The 23674-nt window shown below is 48.2% G+C and carries 11 protein-coding genes; 2 read left to right on the top strand and 9 right to left on the bottom strand.

Annotated features, from left to right (window positions below; genetic code table 11):
- Positions 1 to 50: 50 nt before the first annotated feature.
- The 4 genes from AB4Z33_RS04815 to AB4Z33_RS04800 form a co-directional block, all read right to left on the bottom strand.
- Positions 51 to 2036, bottom strand: coding sequence for an alpha-L-rhamnosidase-related protein (locus AB4Z33_RS04815; protein ID WP_442048832.1), 1986 nt, complete (start codon positions 2034 to 2036; stop codon positions 51 to 53).
- Positions 2037 to 2484: 448 nt separating this feature from the next.
- Positions 2485 to 3639: a family 43 glycosylhydrolase gene (locus AB4Z33_RS04810; RefSeq protein WP_442048831.1), complete on the bottom strand. Its 1155-nt coding sequence runs from the start codon at positions 3637 to 3639 to the stop codon at positions 2485 to 2487.
- Positions 3640 to 4220: 581 nt separating this feature from the next.
- Positions 4221 to 4877: an SDR family NAD(P)-dependent oxidoreductase gene (locus AB4Z33_RS04805; RefSeq protein WP_442048830.1), complete on the bottom strand. Its 657-nt coding sequence runs from the start codon at positions 4875 to 4877 to the stop codon at positions 4221 to 4223.
- A 147-nt stretch (positions 4878 to 5024) separates the two neighbouring features.
- Positions 5025 to 7283, bottom strand: coding sequence for a glycoside hydrolase family 2 TIM barrel-domain containing protein (locus AB4Z33_RS04800; RefSeq protein WP_442048829.1), 2259 nt, complete (start codon positions 7281 to 7283; stop codon positions 5025 to 5027).
- Between the two features lie 189 nt (positions 7284 to 7472).
- Between AB4Z33_RS04800 and AB4Z33_RS04795 the strand changes: the two genes are divergently transcribed.
- Positions 7473 to 8297, top strand: coding sequence for an AraC family transcriptional regulator (locus AB4Z33_RS04795; RefSeq protein ID WP_442048828.1), 825 nt, complete (start codon positions 7473 to 7475; stop codon positions 8295 to 8297).
- A gap of 19 nt (positions 8298 to 8316) precedes the next feature.
- On the opposite strand, the gene AB4Z33_RS04790 is transcribed toward AB4Z33_RS04795, so the two are convergent.
- Positions 8317 to 10800 carry a glycosylhydrolase-like jelly roll fold domain-containing protein gene (locus AB4Z33_RS04790; protein ID WP_442048827.1) on the bottom strand — a complete coding sequence of 828 codons (2484 nt, stop codon included), beginning with the start codon at positions 10798 to 10800 and terminating at the stop codon, positions 8317 to 8319.
- 135 nt (positions 10801 to 10935) lie between these two features.
- On the opposite strand from AB4Z33_RS04790, the gene AB4Z33_RS04785 reads away from it, so the two are divergent.
- On the top strand, positions 10936 to 11808 hold the full coding sequence (locus AB4Z33_RS04785; protein WP_442048826.1) for a helix-turn-helix domain-containing protein: 873 nt from the start codon (positions 10936 to 10938) through the stop codon (positions 11806 to 11808).
- A 413-nt stretch (positions 11809 to 12221) separates the two neighbouring features.
- Here AB4Z33_RS04785 and AB4Z33_RS04780 read toward each other — a convergent pair whose 3' ends face one another.
- The 4 genes from AB4Z33_RS04780 to AB4Z33_RS04765 all read right to left on the bottom strand — a co-directional run bounded on the left by AB4Z33_RS04780 (position 12222) and on the right by AB4Z33_RS04765 (position 23605).
- Complete coding sequence (locus AB4Z33_RS04780) at positions 12222 to 13835, bottom strand: response regulator transcription factor (protein ID WP_442048825.1); 1614 nt, start codon at positions 13833 to 13835, stop codon at positions 12222 to 12224.
- Positions 13836 to 13852: 17 nt separating this feature from the next.
- Entirely contained in the window at positions 13853 to 15565 is a 1713-nt protein-coding gene (locus AB4Z33_RS04775) for a sensor histidine kinase (RefSeq protein WP_442048824.1), read from the bottom strand.
- Between the two features lie 35 nt (positions 15566 to 15600).
- A complete protein-coding gene (locus tag AB4Z33_RS04770; protein ID WP_442048823.1) occupies positions 15601 to 17121 on the bottom strand; it encodes an extracellular solute-binding protein in 1521 nt (506 codons plus the stop codon).
- Positions 17122 to 17254: 133 nt separating this feature from the next.
- Positions 17255 to 23605 (bottom strand): S-layer homology domain-containing protein, encoded by a 6351-nt coding sequence (locus tag AB4Z33_RS04765; RefSeq protein WP_442048822.1) that lies wholly within the window; start codon positions 23603 to 23605, stop codon positions 17255 to 17257.
- Positions 23606 to 23674: the final 69 nt, after the last annotated feature.

Below are 23674 nucleotides of genomic sequence, written 5' to 3'. Positions count from 1 at the left end.
ACGAAATAATCGCACGACAGGCTGCCGATTTAATCGGCAGCCTGCAGAGGTCATTGCACCGCTGTCTTCAGCGCAAGTATGAAAGGAATATCTTTCGAGAGCGGATACTCCTTCCCATTGATACGTACCGTTCCTCCTGCTTGATCCGTCACTACCTGCAACGATTGCTGAGTCATTTCCACTGATACCGTTCCCCCGTTCACATGGACCGTTCCTTTCATCCATTGCAATCCGCCGAGCTGCGGTTCCACGACAAATGTATCGTATCCTGCCGAGGTGGAGTACACGCCCAGATAATACCTCCCGAGCAAATAGATCGGACTCGCGCCCCAAGCATGGCATAAGCTTTTGCCGTAGCGGTCGCTGTACATGCCGTATCGCTCAAGGTCGGTTACTTTGGGATCGTACTCCTCCCAGAATGTTGTCGCCCCCAATTGCAGCATGCCGCCCCAATAACTCTCTATTTGATCGGTGACAGCATCTAATCTGCCGATATTGCACATAACCTCCAGCTCGTAAAACTTAAAGTAAGGCGTGTTGATCTGAGGTACTTCATCGTTGAGGAGCACGTTCGCGATAATGCTCTCCCGCTGCAAAGTATCCACATATCCCCATAGCAGCGCGAAAATATTGGCATGACGGGTAATATTGCGTTTGCCTGATTCGAAGCTATCTATATATGCTCCTCTTTCTTCGTCCCAGAATGAGGCTTTAATCTGTTCCTTTAACTGCTCATAATGTTTCAAATACCGTTCATCGCTTTGGCCAAGCAGCTCACCGCATGCCCATGTCGCCTTCAGGCTTTCCGCAAAAAGCATTTGTTCGGCGCTCACGGCACCGGTCTTGTCGATCTCCGCCCAGTCGATGAACACCCAATCTCCCTCTCTGCCTCGAATAAATCCGTCGTCATCCGCAAGCGAGATACAATAATCCATCATTGATTTCATCCGTGGATAGATAAAGGTTATAAAGTCTATATCCTTCGTCGCTTGATAATAAGCGTCAATACTCATGATCCAGTAGAAGGAGTAGTCGAGAATCGTGTTGATATGCTTAACGATAGGGTCCTTCCCGCGCAAGGCGATAATCGTCCGCTTCGTAATATCCGCATCGAAATAAAGGTAGTTGTTGATCAAGTAGCTCTGGTAAGCGTCACCCGACCATACCCAGCGATCTCTTTTGATCCCGTCCAAGAAGAACTCCCGGCTGTTCAAGTGAAACGTATATTCGGCCGTATCCCAAATCCGATTGATCATCTCATTGGAACAGGTGAAGCTTCCTCTACGATTAAATGGCAAATATTCATACATGGCAGTCAGACTGAATTGCTCTATCTCCGCCCCTTGGATGAACAAATACCGGAATGCCCGAGGAGGACAACGATGTGCTTCGCTGCCAGCCGGAACCGTATCAATCAGAATACTATGCTCCGTATCCAAAGCCTCTTCAATCGATTCACCGTAAAATAACAGCATATCGTTAGGGGCCTGTATATGCTCGAACGATAAGACTGCAAAGGTTTCTTGCCCGAAGTCGTACAGAATGCCGTCCTCTCTTGTTTCTATCGATAGAGGCTTCAATTCCGTATACTGAAACGCAAAAATAGCAGGATCGTCCTCTTTGCTCGGATACAGATCATTGCAGCCTGCCGGCAGCCAGTCAAAGCTGAAATCATTTGCCTCCCATGACGAGTCGCTGACACTCCGTTCACCATCTACATAGACGCAAGGCAGCCCGTCCGTGCGGGCAATGCTAATCTCTATCTGATGTTTGCCGGGCGATAGAATAATCGGTTGCCGGAAGGCGGACTTTCGCCCATCGACCATAACATGTCCGATGCCATGGGCATAAACCGTCATTTCTTCCGGAGTGTCGCAATACACCTCTTTGCGGAAGCGCACATTGTGATAGCAGTCATACAGACGCCAAAAAGCCGGCCAGTAATGAAGGCGTTCTTCCCGTCTAGTGTTCAGCAGCAAATGATGGTATATCTCAAAATCGCCTGGATACCATATCCACGTTGGCTTTTTGTCCAAGTCATTCTCATCCTTTCACAGCTCGAATAGAGCCATTATATCAATTACTTCGTTTTCGTCCCCCCAGTAATTAAGACATTTCACCCCCGCGATAACGCCAAATAACGGCTTGTCCTAGTGTTATGAAACACGTACACCCTCATCGTCCATCCTTGTCACTTTTGAGTGGAATTCGTCCAACCAAACAGGCTCTAGTAGACGGAACAAGTAGCTTTAAGTGGAAAACATACAGTCTAATTCTACCAATTTGGTCATTTTCGAGTCATGTTGTTCATTTGCCTGTATGAACTCCAACCAAACTGCTTATTTGACGTCTTTCATCCCATTTGCCTGTATAAAATCCAATCGCTCTTGAGGTTGAGTCGCTATAAGGCGACAAATAGACCGAAAGACAGAAATGGCGATGCAGGGTTAACCTTCCTAGCACCGCCATTTATTTTTGCCTTTTTTATTGAATCGTTACAACGGCTTTCGCGATGTATCCCGCTGTGTCCAATTTCCATCCCGGAGTAGCAAAAAACGGCGTGCCGTCAGGCTTCCATAATAACCGTTGTACGCGGGCATGCCGATTCGGATCATAGAGCGGTTCTCCGTCAATATCTTTATAGGGACGCGCATGATAGATCAGCAAATCGCAAGCATTATCCTCCGACACCGTGAAGCTGTTGTGCCCCGGACCATACTCGGAAGCAGCTGCATCGCTTACGAATACGGGCTCCTTCGATTTCGTCCACGATGCTGGATTCAACAGGTCGCTCGTATCGTCCACCGTTAACAATCCCATACAGTACCGGTCATCCGTAGCGCTGGCAGAATAGGCCATAAACAACCTGCCGTTCCGCTTCAGCACGGCTGGCCCCTCGTTCACGCGATGCCCCTGAATCTCCCAGTCATATTCCGGAGACGAAAGCATGACCGGTTCGGTGCAGATGGACCACGGCGTATCCATCCTCGCAATGTAGAGACAGGACACATCGATAATTTGAGCCCAGGCCAGATACCTTTGTCCAAGATGTTCAAAGGTCGTCGCGTCAAGGGAGAAGCTCTCGACCGGGAGCTTGATCTTTCCTTTCTCCGTCCAAGTACCGGTTAATGGATTCTCATCCTCGCATTCCAGTACGTAAGGGCGAATAGCCCACTTCTCCTCAGCCGATCCTGCCGCAAAATGGATATACCATTTGCCGTCGATTCGATGAAGCTCCGGCGCCCAAATATGGTTGCCCATATCTCCCGTTTCATGCTTCGTCCAAATCACTGTTTCCTCCGCGCTAGACCAGCCGGCGACGGTACGGGAACGCCGCAGGACCAACCGATCGTACTCGGGCACGGATCCGGTAAAATAATAGTATCCGTCCGTATGTTTATACACATAAGGATCGGCACGATTCGGTACTAGAGGGTTCGGATAGTTATCCCCCCTGATCGTCCCTTCAACCGTAAAGCTTCCCGGCTTCTCCAAAAGCGACAAATCGACCGTATCCCATTCTACTGGAAACTTCTCCTGTAAGCCGCCTTCCAGTTCCGCAACGACATGCTGCGGCAGATTTAACGAATCTCCGACCTCCAGCTTGATCGAACATTCTTTAATGCTTGTTATCTTCACGTTATTTGCCTACTCCTTCGCTCTTCATTTTCTTACAAAACCTTTATCGTCATAACGATGTCTTTATGGGCGGATGCCAACTCTTCTTCCGCCGTCATATTCAGAATTAAAGTGCCATCATAGGCAACATGTGCCGTTCTGACCATGGTGTGGCGGCATGGATCATGAAGACCGCCTGCTCCGATGCCACTATGGGGATCCGGTTCCGGTCTTGCGTGATAAATATTAATCGGATTTCCATACTCGTCTATAGCAAATGAGTTATGACCGGGGCCTCAATAAGGTTTGATCCCTTCGACATTCACAACATCCTCTGAGCTTAGGGCTGCATAGGTCGGGTAAAAAAGCACACTACCCTATTTTCCAATTTTATTGAGTAATCGTAAATGATGCATGATAGGTATTCACTGATCTATTGTCCATTCTTTGGGGCGGCCTCCTCCTCTTATGGCGCTGCCTCCTTCCAATCGAAGAATGACTTGTCCGATGGGAAGCTGTCTTAATCGAGAAAAGGCCGATGAATCACTTCTCGATTCATCGGCCTTGCTAATTTCCCGCCTATCACGCTTGCAGAATAGCAATCATTCCTTAAATAAATATTCCCTCTGTTCTTTTTTACTATATAACTCCCAATACACATCGGCTATCCGGTCCGGATCGTAATACGTCCCTTTTTTGACATGATCCGCGATTAAAACCTGACCTACATAAATGCCATGAGGAGACAAGGTCTCGGCCATTGAAGTTCCAAGCGAACGGATCGCAGCTTTGCCAATCGATAATGATGTATAAAGTGGATTAGGATTGAGCGCAATACCCCCGCCTGTGAAAAAAAGCGCTCCTTGTTTACGTTCGATCATATCGGGAATTACTTGTTGAGCGCTGGTCAACGCACCAACAGTGTTCACCTTGAAATCTTCAATTAGCAGCTGTTCGGTTAACGAAAGAGAATCTCCTGGCACGATGTGTGCCGCATTATATACCAAAACATCAGTGGCTCCGAATTTGTTTTTTATCTGTTTAAAAGCTTCTTTTATTGAATTCGGATCTGATGCATCTGCAGTAATTCCATACGATTCTATAGGTATCTGTCGAAGCTCCTCCAAGATACGTTCCCGCGACGGCTCGGTTCTTGATATGAGAATCACACGGAAACCATTACTGCCAAACTTTTTGGCAATACCGGCGCTTATTCCCGGTCCAGAACCGACGATAACTAACAAAGGCTTATGACTCATCCATACCACGCCTTTCCTTAACCTATTCGTTTAATTACATAAATTGTTATTTCTATATTTCTAATAGTATAGAAATAATATAAGTTCGTCAACACGAAAAAGACGATCGATCTTCACAGATCAATCGTCTTTTTATCGTGTGTTTCCTTAATTGATAACAATAACAAGCTCCGCGGGATACATCCCCTCGGCGACGGCCGACAGCACAACGCGTCCTCGCTCTCCGGTGAATCGGATGACCGTGCTGACGCAGCCTCGGTACATATGCATCCAATTTCGGTCATAGGGCTCGCTGGAACAAAGATCGCCATTATCTACAGCTATAATCTCCGCCGGCCCGGTAACATGGAACGTTACCTTCGCGCTTTCGCGGAATACGGGGATTCCTTCCTTATCGAATGCTCGGACGGTGAATAACTTCTGATAACCTTCCTCGGCTGCCAGTCTGATATCTTCCCCATCAAAGCTCAGTCTAGAAGCTGGCTCCGCCGTTCTGAGCGTATACTTACAGACCTCTTGCTTGCCTATGAACCCCTTTACCGTTACGATTCCAGGCAGATAAGGCAGATAGCCAGTGATCATTCGGTTCGGATAAGAGGACGGCTGCTTCACATAAAGCTGCTTGCCGTTCAATTCCAAAGTAATTTCTTCGCAATTGGTCGCGACCATATACGGAATAACCGTCTTATTGAATTGCGGGAAGTTCCAATGACTTGCGTATCTTGGCGCGTCCCAATGCTCCTTGACCCCTTCGTCCTGTAAGGAATAGTCCATCACGGCCAAATAGACCATCGGCTTCTCCGACCAATAACTCTCATACAAATAGGAGAGCGGCTTACGCTCGTTGTTGGTATAGAACAAGGAGCCCGCCCAGCCTTTGGCAGGATACCCCATCGATTCTCCCAAATAATCGATACCGGTCCACAACATGCCGCCGATGACGTAATCATGTTTCTCCACATCAATCCATGGCACATCCTCGCTGAAATTTTGCATTTGATCAGGATAGCCTCTGAAGTACTGGTACGTCTCCGTTCCCAATATCAATTTGTCCGGAATAGCCTCGTGGATGGCAGGATACCATTGCTCCTGATAGTTACAGCTGATGACATCCACARTCTCGCCGATTCTTCGGATGCGTTCAACCCTTTCGGCTTGGTCATAGATTTCCGTATCGCTATCCGTATCCACAAACTGTTGAATACCTTCCACCTTCGCAAGATCAACATTGTTTTCGTATTTAAAATGGGGGTTCATGGCATAAGTGACCGGTCTCGTATCGTCGAGCGTAAGCAGGTGGTCCTTCAACATTTGAAGGATCTTCAGCATGGATGATTGCCCTTGATGCTCGACCTCGTTCCCAACCCCCCATATAAAAATACTCGGATGATTCCGATCCCGTCGGACCATGTTTTCCAAGTCGCGCTGCCACTCCGTCTCGAAATATCTTCGGTACGAGCCGCCGGTCCACTTATCGAATGGCTCCTCGTAGACTAGCAATCCCAGCTCGTCGCATAGATCAAGCAGCTCCGATGCCGGCATATGGTGGGCGGTGCGAATGGCATTGCAGCCCATTGCTTTGAATTCTAGCAGCCTATCCTTCCATATTTCAGGAGTGGCGGCTACGCCAACGCAGCCTGCATCTTGGTGAACGCAAAAACCTTTTATTTTAATAGCATGACCATTGATCAGCATGCCTTTACCTACAACCATTTCGATCGTTCTGACGCCAATTCGCAGTTCATAAATGTCGGCGATTTGGTCGTTGTCCATAAGCGTTAATTCCACACGGTACAGATTCGGTTGATCCGGACCCCACAGCTTGACCTGCGGGATTTCGATATGGATCGTTCCGCTGTCGGACTCGCCGATCACCTGTGTGGTTCCATTCGTGACACGTGCTTTGACCAAGGAAGCAACGCCCGTCTCGATCGTCAGCATGCCCGTATTACCGATAACCGCTGTTTTCACGAATATATTTTCCGGCTCAAGATGGTTTTCCCTTAATTCAAGCAGCTTGACGGTCCGATAAATCCCCGCTCCCGAATACCATCTGTCGGCCGGGAAAGCCGTGTTATCGACCTTGACTAGGATCAGGTTATTCCCTTCCTGAATACAACTCGTAATATCGAGCGTAAACCTCGAATAGCCGTATTTTTGACCGCCGGCCTCATTGCCGTTCACCCATACCGTGCTGTTCTCATACACGCCGTCGAATTGCAGCTTATAGACAAAGCCTTTCTTTATCTCTTTGATGGCCAACTGCTTTCTATACCAGCCAATCCCCCATCTATCCCTGAATCCCTGATCTTTCGCTTGCTTCATGTTTGGATTGATCGGAGCAGTGATCGCCCAATCATGCGGCAAATGTACAGGCTCGAAGTTGCGATCCTCGGGTTCTTTCAAAGTAAATTCCCAGCCATTCATTATCTTTGTTTMGACACGACACATAACAGTAACATCCTTTCGCTGCATGGATTTGAATTCCCTTGCGTCTTCCTAACCTTTGTTATATTTTTATTGTAAGACTCCGTAAAATAGCTAACAATCTAATGATTTTAAGAATAATAGCAATATATTAAGGTGAGGGATTAGATGACGAAAAGATACATTCCCGTCATTACGGAATCGGACAGGGAGCTTCCTTATTATCTTGTTCAGGTAGGACAAGATTGGAATCAAGAGCATGTCGTCCGTCCGAATGGCTACTTATATCAGTGGATTCAAAGCGTAGAAGGCGAAGGCGAGCTGCGTGTGGATGGAAAAACGTTTCGTGTAAAAGAAGGGATGGGCATACTTCTATTCAAAGGTGTCGCCCATGAATATTACGCCGTTAGCCCTTCCTGGATCGTGGATTGGATCGTCTTCGATGGCCATCAAGTCGATGCGTTCTTGAAGCGAACGGCTGGAATCGTATCATCCGGCGTCTTGTTCGTATCGAGACCAGAAATATTCGCGGCCAAAACGCAAGCTATACTGGACATCGAACAAGCGGACATCCCCTTGAAGAGCGTCCAATGCTCCAGCATCATTTACGCGCTGATGACGGATCTCTTGCAATATACGTCTACGCAACCGGACAATAGCGCTACGAATCTGAATAGTAGGCTGAGGCCGCTCTTCCAATATATCGATAAGAACATTGCCCAGCCTTTAACTTTGGAGGACTTAGCCGCAATCACGGAATATACGCCTCAGCACCTTTGCACGGTTTTTAAGAAAACGACAGGCATCCGGATTTTCCAGTACATTAACTCTGTCCGAATTAAGAAAAGCAAGGAGATGCTGCTGCAGCATCCCCACATGCAAGTGAAGGAAATTGCATCACTGGCGGGATTTGATGACGTCAACTACTTCTGTTCGGTCTTCAAGAAGCATGAGCAATTAAGTCCCAGCCAGTTCAGAAAAATTCATTACTGAGGCTATATAAACAATTTCGTTACTTCCTTACACCGTTAAGCTGTACCGGTCCAATCAGCCCGGAAGCATACGACTTACCGTCGTAAAGGTTGGCTAAGCTATTCGTTACCGTTACCTTAAGCACATTCGTCCCTGGCCTTAAAAAGTCTCCAATGTCGAATAGATAAGGACTCCACATGCGCACTCCCGCTTCCCGGCCGTTGACCCACAGCCGTGCCAGTTCAGGAGCCTCGCCAAGATCAAGCTTAACCTCGGCCCATGCAGACGGATCGCTTAGCTCAAAGCTTTTCTCATACGTAACCGTACCGGAATAGTGCTTCAGTCCATCCCATTCCGTCCAGGAGGAAAGAGCCGGTAGTTCCACATTCCTCACTTGGCCCCCAACGACACGCCAATGGGTAGACAAATCGGTAATTGCAATAGCCTCACCTGGTTCACAGTTCATTCCGCCCTGCTCCATATTCGGATCTACGGCGATAATCACACATTCCCGGCGCTCGACTCTTACATGCAGCCTCTGGCCTTCCGCTRCCTGTTCGATTCTTGCCTGCCTAACTTCTCCGGTCCAAGGCAACCAATATTCCGTATAACCGGAGCGGTTCATCGCAAGCGTTCCCTCGTAACCGGCTTCGCCTTCATTCACGATAACGTAGAACAGGATGCCATTCTTCGTTATCCGGCTGATTCGGATGTAATCCGCTGCAGGCTCAAGCTGAGCATCTTTGCCGAGCGTGCGTGCCAGCAGCTCCGGTATTTGTTCCTCTCGGCCAACCCGAACCTGACCGATGTCAGTCGATGTTTGAACGTCATCGGCAAGCTCGATGACCAATCCGCCCTGTTCCGCAAAGGTTCGCAGCATCCGCCAACTGTCCGGCATCAGCCGCTTGCCATCCTCTATTAGAACCGCCTTGTAGCGGTAGCCGGCAATCGACAATACCCCATCCGTACATTCGGTAGAACGGCTTAGCAGACTTTCTTCCAAATAGTTAAACTCGATCTGCCCTTCGTACAGCGGCTTGACGATTCTCCATGGCAATTCGGCATCCCCGGCGATAACCGCCGTTTCCGCGCCGTTTCGGCCGTCGGTCATCAGCCAGCTCATCCGCTTCATATATCTCGCAAATTGGGCATAATCCTGCCACCATATATTATTGGGCCCCGCATCCGGCGGCCGCTCATCTCTGCGTTCCCCGCGAATGGAGTAATAGAAAGCATGAGGGACGATCAGATTGACGCCTCTGACGAACAACCAGTCCAAATACCACTTCATATTGTCGGCGCTGAGCGACCAACCTCCCTCGATTCCGCAGACGCCGAAGCTTTCATTCAGATTTCTCCGTTTGCCGCGGTGGCGCGCCGAATCCGACGAGCACTTGCCCATGGTGCTGTGCACGCCAGTCACCGCTTTTCCTGCCTCCGGCGCAACATATCTCCAGACCACATCTTGTCCCGGAATATGAAAATGTTCCAACAGCCCGATATCATTGCTCGCCGCCGGGTGACCGGTCAGACCGATCCCGTGGGCTTCGCACCAATCGGCCAACGCCTTATAATACGTCCGGGCCAGCCGATTGCGGACTGCCGTTTCGTAAGCTTCGCGGATCATTGCCGCCTTGTCTCCGGCTTCGAACCAAAGCACCGCCAAATCCTGTTCCCGGCAACCGCTCTCCCTATATTCATTCATGAAACCTTGGGTCCACGGCTTTAATCCCTTCAAATGACTGCGCCCGAGCAAATCCGGCTCATCCGTAAACATGGCAATAACCGTGCTTCCGAAGAAGCGGCTCAGCTTCTTGTAATACGTTTCATGAGTCAACCTAATGAAGGTCTCAACCGCATCGGGATTCAATAAGTCGGCGGCCAAAGGAGCGTCGGATTCTCCGTCGTCCTGACCGGGATGAACCCCTCGGATAGTCCCCTTGGATGGTGTCTCGATGAATAATAAAACCGACCAATCTCCGGAATCGGGAGGGGTAAACCGAATACGGTCCTGCTCGGGACGAAGCACAAGCGTGCTCTTGGCATCAATCTCCACCTCGGAAAGCTTGCGAACCGCCAGTGCGGAAACCAGGTTTTCCCCCGGCTGCAGCTCAATCGGGGTTTGAAAAGCTTCTCCGGTCGCCATGCAAGGACATTCCTTCATTTGCAAACCACGGCTGGCGTAATCACCGTTCTCCTTCACGACCATTCCGCAAGCAGAGCCGGAAGGATACATGCCTTCGTCATAAAGAATGACCCTCATGCCCAGCTTATCCGCTTCGGCTACCGCCAATTCGACAAGCTCCATATAAGGCTCCGATAGATAAGGCATCGACCTTGGCAGGCCCATCCGCGGGTGAATGACGAAGCCGTCTACTTCCTTCGCGTGGAAGTCATGGATTTGTCTGATGATTCCCTCTGCTGACAACTCATCATTCCAGAACCAGAACGGCAGCGGGCTTAATTCAGCCGGCGGATCGAGGAACTCCCTCTTTAACACATTTAGTTGGTGCAAATCGTTCACGCCGTCATCTCCTATTCACGTAACGCTTGTATTCGTTTTTTTTTCATTATAAGATGAGGCTGAGTCCGAATATCCTGTCGATCCTGACTTCTATACGGGATATTTCAGACATCATTGTGCGACTATGGGGAGATCATGATGGCGATTCAACGTTCAATCAGCTTGTCCAAAGGCGATCATTATTTTCGTCCCGATGTTCCCATATTTGTGAACCGGGCGGTTGAAGCTTTCGATAAGATCGAACATCGCCACGATTTTCTGGAGATCAGCTATGTCGGGGAAGGTTCCGGCACTCATTATATAGGCGATCAGGCGTTGCAAGTGCATCAAGGTGACATTTTCCTCATTCCTGTCGGAGTCTCCCACGTATTCCGTCCTGCTGCCGCATCGGACAGCCGCCCGCCTATCGTCTACAACTGCTTGATGGCTGTAGAATCGATTCGACCTCTGCTGCAGAGCTTTCCCGGAGGAGCGGAGCTTGCAACGCTGCTGGATGAGCCCGATTGGCAACAATACCGCGACGCGTTTGGTGAATTCCGGCGGCTATTTCTGAAGCTGTATGACGCCTACACAACCAAGCGGTCAGGCTGGAACACCGAGCTGCACTTGGCCGTACTTGAGCTGCTGCTGTACCTTCACCGCTACCGGGACGAGCCGTCTTCTACTGCGCAGGAACCCATTTCGCCAGGTATGGAAATGGCGCTCCATATCATCCATAATCGATTCCACTCCCCCATTACATTGAAGGAAGCAGCCGAACTGTCCGCTCTTGGAGAGCGGCAATTTCATCGCAAATTCAAAAGCCGAACCGGCATGACGTTTATCGAATACGTCCAATCGGCCCGGATCGACGAAGCATGCCGATTGCTCCGTACGACCGACCGCAAAGTTGCGGACATTGCTTCCTCGGTCGGCTACCACGATATCACTTTTTTCAACAGACTGTTTCGCAAAAAAACGGGCCTCTCACCCAGGGAGTACCGGAAGGAAACCGGCCAAGCGCATTAGTGCATTTCTAATCATACAAAAAAAGAGTTGTCCCAGAAGGGGCAGCTCCCACTCAAATTGTCTTTGATTGGATTTCATACAGGCTAATGGGCAAAATCGCAGCATGGATGGATCTGTCTAGTCGATTTGGTTGTATGATTTCCAGTCTAGTATAAAGTGACAAGCAAAAGATGCTGTCCAAAAAATGTAATTTCAAATGATCACAGCCTGCATAAACGGAGCAAGAAATGTTCTGGAGAAGCGGCAGCGGTCGCCTTTGTGCCCGGATTCCACCCCATAAAATTTATTCATGGAATCTGGGCACAACAGCGATCGGAAGAATATTTTTTGCGCAGTTTAGCTTAGGCAAGGATCTAAAGAACGAAGGGGCTGTCATCTATATATACGACTCTCCGAATCTAGCCTCTCTCATCTCATAAACTGTTCTTATACTCTTGCGGCGTCATCCCGTATTGCGTTTTGAACAACTTAATGAAATACTGCGGCTTCTGATAGCCGACTTCAAGCGCAATCTGATTGATCTTCAAATCCCTGTGCTTCAACAACTGAACCGCTTTCTCCATTCGCAGGCGAAGCACATAGTTCGAGAAGTTTTCTCCTGTTTCCAGCTTAAATAAGTTGGATACATATACCGGATGCAGATTAACATGATCGGCTACCGTTTGCAGCGTTATATCTTTTATATTTTCTTGTATAAATCGGCGAATCCGTTCCATCAAGTCCGTTCGGATATTGTCCGAACGGCTGTCGCTGTAAGCTTTGATTTGAACATAGCTGCCGAAGGCCCATTCTTTTAACGGACCCACACTCCAGCTGGCATCCATTTTCAACAGCTTCTCAATATCTCTTCCAAACACTTCAAAGACCCGTTTGCCCTTCTTGTGCAAATAATAGGAGTACGCTTGCAGCAACGCAACATAGATTTCAAACCCGTATTCACGGGCTCCGCTGCCTGCGCCTTCAAGCTCCTCGAAGATCCGGGTCAGCTTGCCCTCGAATGCCGCCCACTGCTCGATATCGATTAGCTCCATTAAGGTTTGGGGGCGATAAAGCTCGCCAAGCGGCTGGATTTCGAAAACTTCTTTCTTTTGCGTCGCATGAAAAAAGCTTTCCGTCTGATAGCCGATATAATCGGTATAGATCGATAAAGCAGAATGATACATAGGCAGGATGTCTGTCGGAAATGCTCCACAATTGCTTAGTACAATGGAAACCTTCGACTTTAAATATAGTTTGATTTGATGCTGGGAGAGTCTGGCCAAGTCTTCTATCATAGCCGAACTGTCTTTGTCCGATTGTTCGAGCTGATTGGTTTGAACCATGAAAATCAAATAATCATGCGAATCTTTGCAATACATCACATTGAATTTATTCATAAACACTTCTTCTACGATGTTAAACATGGCATATTCAATCAACGAGAGACTATAAAGATCCGTATTCGAGTAATCCTCCTCCACTCTCATACATAAGAGGATGGACTCCTTGTGGACAGAAAAGGGCAACCCATATAACTGGATCTTGTCCTTCAAATCAGATATGGGGTAATTTTTGCCGGATATGAGGTCAAACAAAAACATTTCTCTTAATTTGGGTAAGCTTTCCCGGAAACGATACACGAATTTTTGTTGATTCAACAGCTCGTTTCCTTCTTCTGTAATTCGATCTATTAGATTGCGAAGGGTTTGTTCCAATTCCTCGTTCGATACCGGTTTCAACAAATAATCGCTTACTTGCTGCTGGATGGCTTCTCTCGCATATTGAAATTCATCGTATCCGGTTATAATAACAGCCTTCGTGTTTTTCCATTTCTCATTGATTCGGGCGATCAATTCGAGTCCGGTCATTCCGTTCATATGGATATCCGTTACCACAATATCAACGGAGCGGTAATTGAGCATCTCCAGAGCTTCTTCGCCGGAATAAGCCTTATAGACATGAGTGATCCCCATCTGCTCCCACGGAAGACCAATTGCCAGACTGTCAACCAAGTGTGTGTGATCGTCCACGATCAATATTTCGTACATGCTTGTTCCTCCTTCAGTCAAGACACGCTTTCCTTGCTGCTCCAACTTAATTGTACGCAAAGTCCGCCTAAATCCGATTTGCTAACMTGCAAGCCCGAGTCGCCGCCGTACATTAATCGCAGACGTTGATGAACGTTTTTCAGACCGGATTCTATTTCTTCGTTGCTCGAATAGATCTTCCTTCTAATAGACTCGATCATGGAATAATCAACTCCGGTGCCCGTATCCTCAACCGCTACATGGTTCATCCCTTCGTCCCTCCAGCACCTAATGGTAATCATTCCGTATTCCGGATGATTATTGAATGAATGAAGAATCACATTCTCGACTAGCGGCTGTGCAATTAACCGTGGCACTTCGAGATCTTCCATCTGCGGCTCGATTTCGATATGAAATTCAAAGTCGTCTCTTAACATGCAATGGATTTCCAGATAAAAATGGATCAAGTCCAGTTCTTCTTTCAGCCGTACCATCTTGCTCCCCGTCTTGGTCGTATAACGATAATACTTGCTCAAGTTCATGGTCATCGAAATGGCGGCTTTGTTTTCGTTCAACTCTATCATACTTTTAATATAAGCGAGCGTGTTATAGAGGAAGTGTGGATTAATCTGTGATTGCAGCTGCTTCAGCGTCGCATCCTTTGATCGAAGCTGTTCTTTATATACATCCACAATCAGTTCCTCTATCTTGGACGCCATGGAGTTAAATCGATCATAAAGAAACCGGTACTCCCCTTTTGGCTTGTCTGTCATCCTCACGGAATAAATCCCTTTTTCGATCAAATTCATGTTCTGCATCATTTTGCGAAAAGGAATCTGAATATTACGATACATAACAAAGGCAAGATACGCCCCCATAAACAGCAGCATGCCGCTTATGACATAGAACATCGTCTGGTTCCGGCTGATCGGCGCCATAATATGGCTGATCGGCACATAATCAACAAGATACCAGCCTAATGATTCCAGCTTCTGATAATGAACCTGATATTTCGTTTTGTCGGATTTAAGCAGCATATATCCGCTTTCCGTCGAGGGATCGATCTCCTTAAGCCGGGGAAGAAATTCGTCGATTTGATTCACGTTAACCGAATAATTATAAATAGGGTCTGATCCCGGAAGATACAGGAACGGATCTCCCGAACCATTCGCTTTAAATTCAGACAAAGCGCTGCGCAAAGCGGCTACGCCGAATTTAAGCACAACCCTCATATGCGCCTCGCCTGACTCCGCCGAGTTCTCGGGATATGACAATATTCCCATGAAATAATCCTCATTGGAATCGGAATAGTATTGCCAGAACGTATCTTGTGCGGGAAGTTCTTTTGGAAGCGCGTTCAAGCTGGAGTTGCTTTTGATGACGATTCCGGTCTTCGGATAGAGGACCGCGATCACCGCTTTCCAATCGCCATAACCGGCTAGTCTATTAATCTCTTCGGAAACGGTTCGATTGATTCTATATTTATCCAAGACGTCATCAAGCAAGTCGGGATAGGCTAAATTTCGTACATCCGTACTTTCATACAGCATTTTCTTATACGTGTCCAGCCGGAAAAACAATTGATCCAATTGGTTGGCGAACGTTTCGATCTGGTATCGCTTCACCTTAATAATTTCGTCGGTCAATACCCCCGTGCTTGTTCGATTCGACACGGCAAACAGGAGCAGGATCGGGATCAATAAAATAAACAAAGTGGCCATCAGTTTGGTAAAGATATTGAATCTGCTCATGATCGATCGTCCTCCAGGCTTCGGGCTTTAGCATCTTAATGTTGGAGTTGGAATTCCGTGAACTGCTTGTTCAATTCGGCGAAAACAATGTCGAAGCCTGCCTTCTTGAGCGATGCGATTGCATCTTCGTAATATTGATCATAACTGGCCAACCCGAAAATAATGGGCTCAAGCTTTTCCTTATAGACCGCCATCACTTGCGCCATTTCATTTTTGACGGACGCCTCGTTGAAATGAAACCCGAATAGCTTGGAAATGCGAGAATTCTCGTCATTCGTAAGCATATCCTCGATAATGTCATCTTCCACACTGGCAGGCGCGATAAAATAATCCTTGTTCCGCCACATCCATTCGTACATCAACTGGTCATTGGTCAATTGCTTAATTTTACCGTTTTCCAGCTCATAATCTTTCCCCTCTACCCCATATATGATAAAATTGTAATTTTCTTTGCTATGCAAAATCCAATTCATGAACATCATCGCGCGTTCCGGATTTTCCGATGCGGAAGTGATCATAAAGGCTTCATTGCTTGGGGTCGTAATATACTTTGGCTTCTCCTTGGCCAGATAATATTCGCGGAGTCTCGCATTCGGATCGGCATTCCGTGCCGTCTGCAAATTTTCCATCGCTCTGGAGACCGCGCCTACACGAAAAAGAAGCTTGCCCGCATTTTCCTGATCGATCTTCGCTGCCGGATTGCCCACAAGGTTCATGTCGATGATCCCCTTGTTCACCCATGATTCGCGTAATTGAGCTACTTTTTTAAATATCTCAGACTCCACATAGCTCACAAGCTCCCCGGAATCTTCGTCCACCATAAACAACATTCGCTCATCCAATGAGGAATAGTTTCGGTCTGTCAGTTCGCGCCACAACATTTCATGCCCGCGATCGGTTTCCAAATAACCATAATAACTAGGATCTATCGCTTGCATGCCTTGATAAAACTGTTCTAAATCTGCGATTGTCTTAATGTCCGACATGCCGACCTTCTCCAGCAAATCCTGGCGGACCATGACGGAAGAGAATTTCCCGGCGGAAGTAAAGGCTTGAGAGGGTATCGCCCAAAGCTTATCGTCGATCCGGTTCTGCTTGAAGTTCTCATCGGGAATATGTTTAATCAGATCATGCCCGTATTGGCTAAGAAGCTCATCTAACGGCCTAATATAACCTTTGGTGTAGTAGACGGAGACGAACGGTGCGCCATACCAGAACAAATCGTAATCTTCTCCGGTGGATAAGGCCAGTTCCAACTTTTGTTGGTAATTGGACCATGGGATATACGTCAATTCAAGCTTCATATTCAAATCTCTTTTCAGTCGGTAGTTCAATTCATTCTCAACGAAGTCGCCCATTCGCGCCGACAGATCGCCAGGCATAATCATTTTCAGGGTGACAAATGATTCCGGTGCGTCTTCCTCCTCGTTATCCGCTGTATCGTCATTTTGGGATCCTTGCGAATTAGATAAGCCTGGGCTGATATAGTGGCTGAATAAGATGTATATAAGAGCTGCGAAAAAGATCGCAACCGTACCGATGACAGCAGGCTTCATCTTCTATCGCTCCCCTCTACCATAGTGTCTATGGTGCTAGTCTACACTAATTCTATTAACGTGAATACGCTTCCGTCATAGAACAGGAGCACATACGCGCTAACGCCATGTGCTCCATTATTCATTTCAACAGTTAGTTTATAAATTGTACGTACTGCAGGAATCGTTTGATCATAACGGCGGCTTCAGCTCGGCTTGCGCTAGCAACCGGATCGATCGTAGTCTCTGATTTCCCTTTCATAATTTGAGCAGTGAGTAACTCAGCTATCGAATGTTTTGCCCAATCACTAATAGAACCGTTATCCATATAATTTCCAAGAACATTTTCATTTGCTTGGATGGATTTGTTCACATAGCTCAGAGCTTTGGCTAACATAACAGCCATTTGTTCGCGGGTGATTTGTTCATGCGGTCGGAATGAACCATCCGTGTAGCCGCTAATGATTCCCGCTTCAACCGCTGTTGCAATCGCATCTGCGAACCAGTCTCCTTTGGCTACGTCACCGAAAGCGGCGACCGTATCCGTAGAGCGAAGTCCGAGGGAACGAACAAGTATGGCCGTGAACTCTGCGCGGGTAATCGGTTTCTCCGGTAAGAAGCTGTTAGGAGCAGCACCATAAACAATCCGCTTGGAAGCCAACGATTCGATGTCCGCTTTTGCCCAATGGCCTTGAAGGTCGGCGAAAGTCATATTGCTAGAGACGACCGTATAAATGCTATTCCCGTTTCGTTTGATTACAACTTCCGTAAGTCCGCCGTTATCTTGAAGTGTCGACGGAACGAAACGGAATGTCGCTGTATCCGGGTTGAATAGAAGTGCAGTCGTCTGCGCTCGATTCACTGTTCCCGGCACAATAACCGATCTCTCGATGTATGTGCTGCCGAAGTCGGTGATCTCGATCGACTTTCCGTTTGCATGAGCAAAAATTTTGTAATCCAGAGCAGGGGCAAGCAAGGTCAACCCTTCTTTGCTCGCCTGTTCAGCCAATAGATCCGCCGTACTGCCTGCAACTCTGTCAATGACAATACTGATCGTCATTGCATCAGGGCTCACGCCGAGCTTCTCCACTAAAGCTGCCAGACCTAAAGATTGGACAGGAACCTTATAGTTTCCGAAGTCCGTCTGTATAGTGACTGACGCGTCCGGCAGGCCATTACCCGCATTTACAAATGCAGATGAAGGAATATGGACCTTCACGCTTCCGCCTTCATTTTTCAATTCGATTATAACGGAATTCGACCTGACCAAGGCATCCCGAAGCTTCTTCGAATCAATGGTTGCGATCGTTTCGGTTACGCCATTCTCGTTCGTTGTTCGAACAACGGTTGCCGCATCTTTCTCCAGCTTGATTCCTTTGTCCGTTAGTTCCGACTCTGGCTGTGGTGATGAGCCGCCAGTAGACGGGTTCGGATTCGTATCCGACGCAACCGTCACCTGAAATTGCTTTTCCAGATTACCGTCAGAAGACTTAACCGTAATAACGGTGCTGCCGACGCCTACAGCCTTGACCAAGCCAGTAGCAGATATATAGGCAACTTTATGGTTTGCCGACGACCACACGACTCTGTTATTGCTCGCTTCTGCCGGCACTACCGCAACGCTAAGTTGGGTGCTGGTGTCTGGAGACAATTTAATCCGGTTCGACGTATTCGTCGTTAAACCCGTAACCCTTATCGGGGCTTCGGCATTGCTATTCGATACGACTACGCTGCCCAGATTCAGCCATCCGTTACTGTTCTGCTCCGCATTGGCGAAGTGGAATTTCTTGGCGTCCGCATTGATTTGTTCTAACGGATTCACGTAACGCATCAAGATTTGATAACTTCCATTGCTTAATGCCGGATTGCTGATCGATTCGAACAGCTTATTGTTATCAAATCCATTCGTATTAGGAAGAATGTCTTTCAAATCCCAACCTGAATCCCATGCTTTCACAATGCCATCTTCTGTTTGGGCAGCAAGCTCTACCTTCCAGTCGTAGTAGAACGGCGCTACTCCTTTGTTTTCAAGCTCTACCGCTACCTTCAAGCCTCCATCGGAAGCATCCAGGTAAGTTGCGGGCACATAATATTCATATCCCATGCTGCGTGATCCTTCAGTAGCTCTTGCCAACGGCTCTGTCTCGAGCGGCGTTTGGAATATGCCTTGAGCAATCAACCAGGATGCATGGGTGAGGCCCAAACTCGTGTAGTAATCCTCGCCTTGCGCCCCTTCAATTGGCGTCGATGGTTCATTGTATCTCGGCGGGTCATTGTTCCACATCTTCACTTGAATTTCCGGTCTCATCTCGCCGCCCATGCTGTTCTGTTTCCAGAATTCGGTTACTCCTGCGTCATTGACTCTCCCCCAGAAATGCCAGCCCTGTCCTCCCAAGCTTGGCGGGAGTGTCTGGAAAGCAAAGGAATCATCATGATAGCCGACATCGAAGTTTTTCGTTTTCAGTTCGCTGTTGTCCATCGGATATCGCAATACGAGCTGCGTTTCATCGAAGGCATCGTCCACAGCGGCAAGAACCCGTTTCATGTTCGCGTTGCTTGGCATGAGGTTTGGCGACTTGATATTCCCGTCATAAGGATACGTATGCCATTCGCCCCAGAAGCCGATCAATCCGATCATGAGAGACGCGATTCGAGGATCGCCGTCATAACGCGATCCAAGCGCGCCAATGAAATTATCCAAAGCATTCAATAATCGCTCGTCATTATAGTCAGGCGCTAAGCTCGTGGCATCCTTGCCATTGTCGAATTCCTCATATTCATAAGTCGACAGCCCTTCATCAATTAGGAATTGCGGTATTCCTGAAGGTTTGTTCGGGTAGTCCAGATACACTCGGAATACGGACTGATTGCCTCTGGATGCCACCTCTTCAAGCCGTTTGTCCAGTTCCGTCCAATTAAAGTCATCCAGATTGTTCATCAGCTTGTTAAGCGGCAAGTAGAAAAATTCTAAGCTGTATGGCAGCTGCGTAGGCCGATCTCTCCAGTCATCGCCGACTTTGAAATAAGCTTCCTCGGATGCATCGTAGAAAGGAAGGAAGCCCTTGAGCGGATTGTCTACCGGTGCAGTCTGATACGAAAGCGCTTGTGTTCCGGCTGCCGTTGCCCAAGCTGGCGGGGCCGGGTGATCTACAGGATCTGTCGTTGATCCTCCTCCTGGTCCGCCGGTCCTGCCGGCTAAAGCATAGATGCCAATCTGGTCGATGCTGAGAACATTGTCGGATTGATTTTTCGGGCCGAAGCCGAATTGAATTTGAAGCACCTTGCTCGCGTCGAACTCGGCGTCGCAAGCATCGCAGCCCTGCCATTCGGATTGGGCGAATGCGCTCCAAGGAATGCGAACCATTCCTTTATAGCCTGAAGCGATGGATAAGGAGCCTCCGCCGAGCGTAGTTGCCTTCCAACCGTCCTCCGCATTGTAAAGCTGTACGACTCCTCCTGCTTTTAGCGAAAACTCTCCTTTTGGCGCATCCGTAACAAGCGAAAGGTTCAGATCCATATTTTTGTTGCTTGGCGACGTATGGTTGACCCAGAAGGTAAGTCCGTCAAATGCGGACCAATCCGTGTCGGTCCCGGTAAAGGCAGCACGCTTGATATTGACCCAATCGGATGTTGAACCGCCCGGTGGAGGCGTAACGGAAAACTTCATCGCTTGATCGCCATTCGACACATTCACGCGGTCAATCGAACGCAGCGCAGATGGTTCACCGGATTCCCAGTCTATTCTCCAGATGTTCTGCAAAGCAGCATCGTCCGCATAGCTTTCAAAATCATCCAATATTTTATCTGCCCGATAGAGAAGGATGTCATCGATTGTGACGACGTTATGTATATAACCCGCTGGCGGGTAGCCGAACTGCAGTCCGGTTACAACGCTTGGATCGAGCGCGGCTGCGCATGCTGCCTGATCGCCGTCGCACTGCCATGCGGATTGCACGAATTGATCCCAAGCGACCTTTACAACGCCTTTGAAGCCTGCGGGAACATTAAGCGAGCTTCCATTGAATCCAACAGGGCGCCAGCTTCCATCAGCTTCCATCGTTAAGGCTGATCCGCCTTCTTTCAAGCCGAACTCGCCTTTCGATACAGGCGTTTGAAGCGCGACATTCAAGCTGAAGTCCTTATTATCGTCTGTCGTATTGTCCACCCAGAAGCTTAAGCCGTCGAACTTGGACCAATCTTGTTTGTCGGCAGGGATGGAATGGATGATATTCGACCAAGTCGAATCTGCAATCGCAACCGCAAGTTTGAGGCCATTGCTACCGCTCGCTTCGCCAAGAGCTCTTGTAACGGAGCCCGGCTTATCGGACCACGCCTCCGTCCATGCTTCCTCAAGAGCAGCATCATCCGCATACGATTCGAAATCCTCGATGAGCCCCGGTTTTTCTGAACCGGAACCTGAGCCAGGACCAGGGCCAGGATCTGTATCGGATCCATATTTGTCCGTAAAGTAGATTTCATCGATATAGATGGTTCCTGTCGTATCCCAATGCGCTTGCGAGATTGCAATGCTCCAGATCGTTTGCGCTAGATCCACTTCATGATCAGGCAAGTCGATGACTAAGTCTTTATAGCTTGTCGTTATCGTATTGCCGCTGAATTGACCGAGCGTGTGAGTAACGCCGCCAATTCTAAGATTGACCTGATTCTCTTCGCCTCCGACGGCTCCTTTCACGCGAATGACCAGCTTACTCGTATCTGCAACATTGAGGCCGATATTCGTTTCCAACCATGACTCATTCTTATACTGCAGCGTTAATGCGCCGTCTTCTACGACACCAGCACCATTCCCGTTGGCAAACTTGGTTGCTGACGTAAATTGGTTCAGGTCATTCTTATTGTCAGCCCATGCCGGATTCCCGTCATAATCATCGACGAGCAGACGCTTGGCCGGATCTGGCGGCGATGTCGGAGGCTCTGAACACGTTGAATCGCAATCCCCTATCCGCACCGGCCCCATATTGAGCCAACCTTTGTTGTCTTGATCCGTATTCGCAAACCCTACTTTTTTCGCCTTATTGCTAATGTCCTCTAACGGATTGACGACCTTCATTACTAAATAATAGTAGCCGTCATTCAAGTCAGGATCAGCAATGGTCGTATCAAAGTAATAAGGTTCGCCGAACGGGACGTACTTCGGATCGCCAGATACATTCCATTCCGGATAGGTTCTGATCTGCAAAGGCATAACTTTCGTCATATCCCAATCGGTATCCCATTGCTTTACAAGTTCCCCCGATACATTCTTGACTCCCAGCTCTACCTTCCAAGGATAAGAGAAAGGCGCAACGCCATTATTCTGAATGGTGACTCCGACCTTAAGCGGGTCGCCAGCAACAACATCATTATAATAGGCGCTCTTCACATTCAAATCGTAGCCCATCTTTCTCACGCTCGCGGCAACGGCAGCATTGTCGGCATCGTAGTTGCTAATGCCGCCTTGGTTAATCATCCACGTCGCATGAGTCAGTTCAATATCATCGATTGCATCATCGACATTTGCTCCGCCGCTGAACAGCTGGCTCTGAATTTCCGGGCGCACTTCTCCGCCAATCGATTCCGTTATCCATTTATTTTCCGAACCGGCTTCCAGCATCTTGGTCAAAAACGAGTAATAGGCTCCGCCCATACTCTCGGGCTGCGTTACGCTTTCCGGCGGATTACCTTCCTTGAATCCGAAGGAATCGTCATGATACCCAATATTAAACTCYGAAGCGCCAGGCAAGCCGGGATAACGCACCTCAAGCTTCGTTTGGACGAAGGCTGCATCATATTCGGTGAATAGTTGTTCGATCGTTGCAGCGCTTGGCATGTAGTTCGGCAAGCCGTCCGCATCATCCTCGTCGTAAGGGTAAGTGTGCCACTCCCCCCATAAGCCAACGAGGCCCATATGGATAAATCCAATGCGCGGATCTCCATCATACTCTGCTCCGAAAGCTCGAATAAAGTTGGTCAAATACTCTACCATTAAAGGATCGTCATAATCGGGCTCGTCTTGGTTAAATGTAGCGTTATGACGCATGGCAACGCCGCTATCGTGAATAAACGCCGGTATGGCATCCTCTTTGTCCGGATATTCAAGATAGACTCGAATCGCCGCTTGATTCCCTCTTGCCGCAATGGCATCCAATGCCGGTTCTATGCCCGTATCGAATGTAAAGGAATTTGGGCCATCCATTACCGCTTTCAGAGGGATATAATACCATTCCAAGCTGTGGGGGAATGAAGTCTCCGTTTCCCACGGATAGAACRGCGCGAATCCTTTCAGCGGATTGTCCAGCGGGCTTGGAGCGTAGGTCAAGTCATGCTTGGTTAACGCACTATCTACCGCAGGGCTCGGATACGGATTAGCGGGTACGCGCGATGGATCCGGGTCTGCGCTTACAATGCCCGCGGCATTGCCAAACAACGTGCTCAATAACAAGCAAACAATGAGCATCACTTTGAATGATGCCTTCCACCTAACATGCACGGATAATGGTTTCATCAAAATCCTCCTCTTTCATAATTGAAAGCGCTGTCATTAATACATTTACTTCTTTGCCTATTCGTCATC

Origin of the sequence: Paenibacillus sp. 2TAB19 (assembly GCF_052115185.1) — a bacterium.
Taxonomy (GTDB): domain Bacteria; phylum Bacillota; class Bacilli; order Paenibacillales; family Paenibacillaceae; genus Pristimantibacillus.
Note: the sequence above shows the minus strand (reverse complement) of the source record. Positions and strands in the feature narration are given on the sequence as shown.

What these genes read in the sequence shown, in the direction of transcription:
- AB4Z33_RS04795 (WP_442048828.1), top strand. Translation starts at nt 7,473, where the DNA reads ATGACGAAAAGATACATTCCCGTCATTACGGAATCGGACAGGGAGCTT.
- AB4Z33_RS04780 (WP_442048825.1), bottom strand. Translation starts at nt 13,835, where the DNA reads ATGTACGAAATATTGATCGTGGACGATCACACACACTTGGTTGACAGT.
- AB4Z33_RS04770 (WP_442048823.1), bottom strand. Translation starts at nt 17,121, where the DNA reads ATGAAGCCTGCTGTCATCGGTACGGTTGCGATCTTTTTCGCAGCTCTT.
- AB4Z33_RS04785 (WP_442048826.1), top strand. Translation starts at nt 10,936, where the DNA reads ATGATGGCGATTCAACGTTCAATCAGCTTGTCCAAAGGCGATCATTAT.
- AB4Z33_RS04805 (WP_442048830.1), bottom strand. Translation starts at nt 4,877, where the DNA reads ATGAGTCATAAGCCTTTGTTAGTTATCGTCGGTTCTGGACCGGGAATA.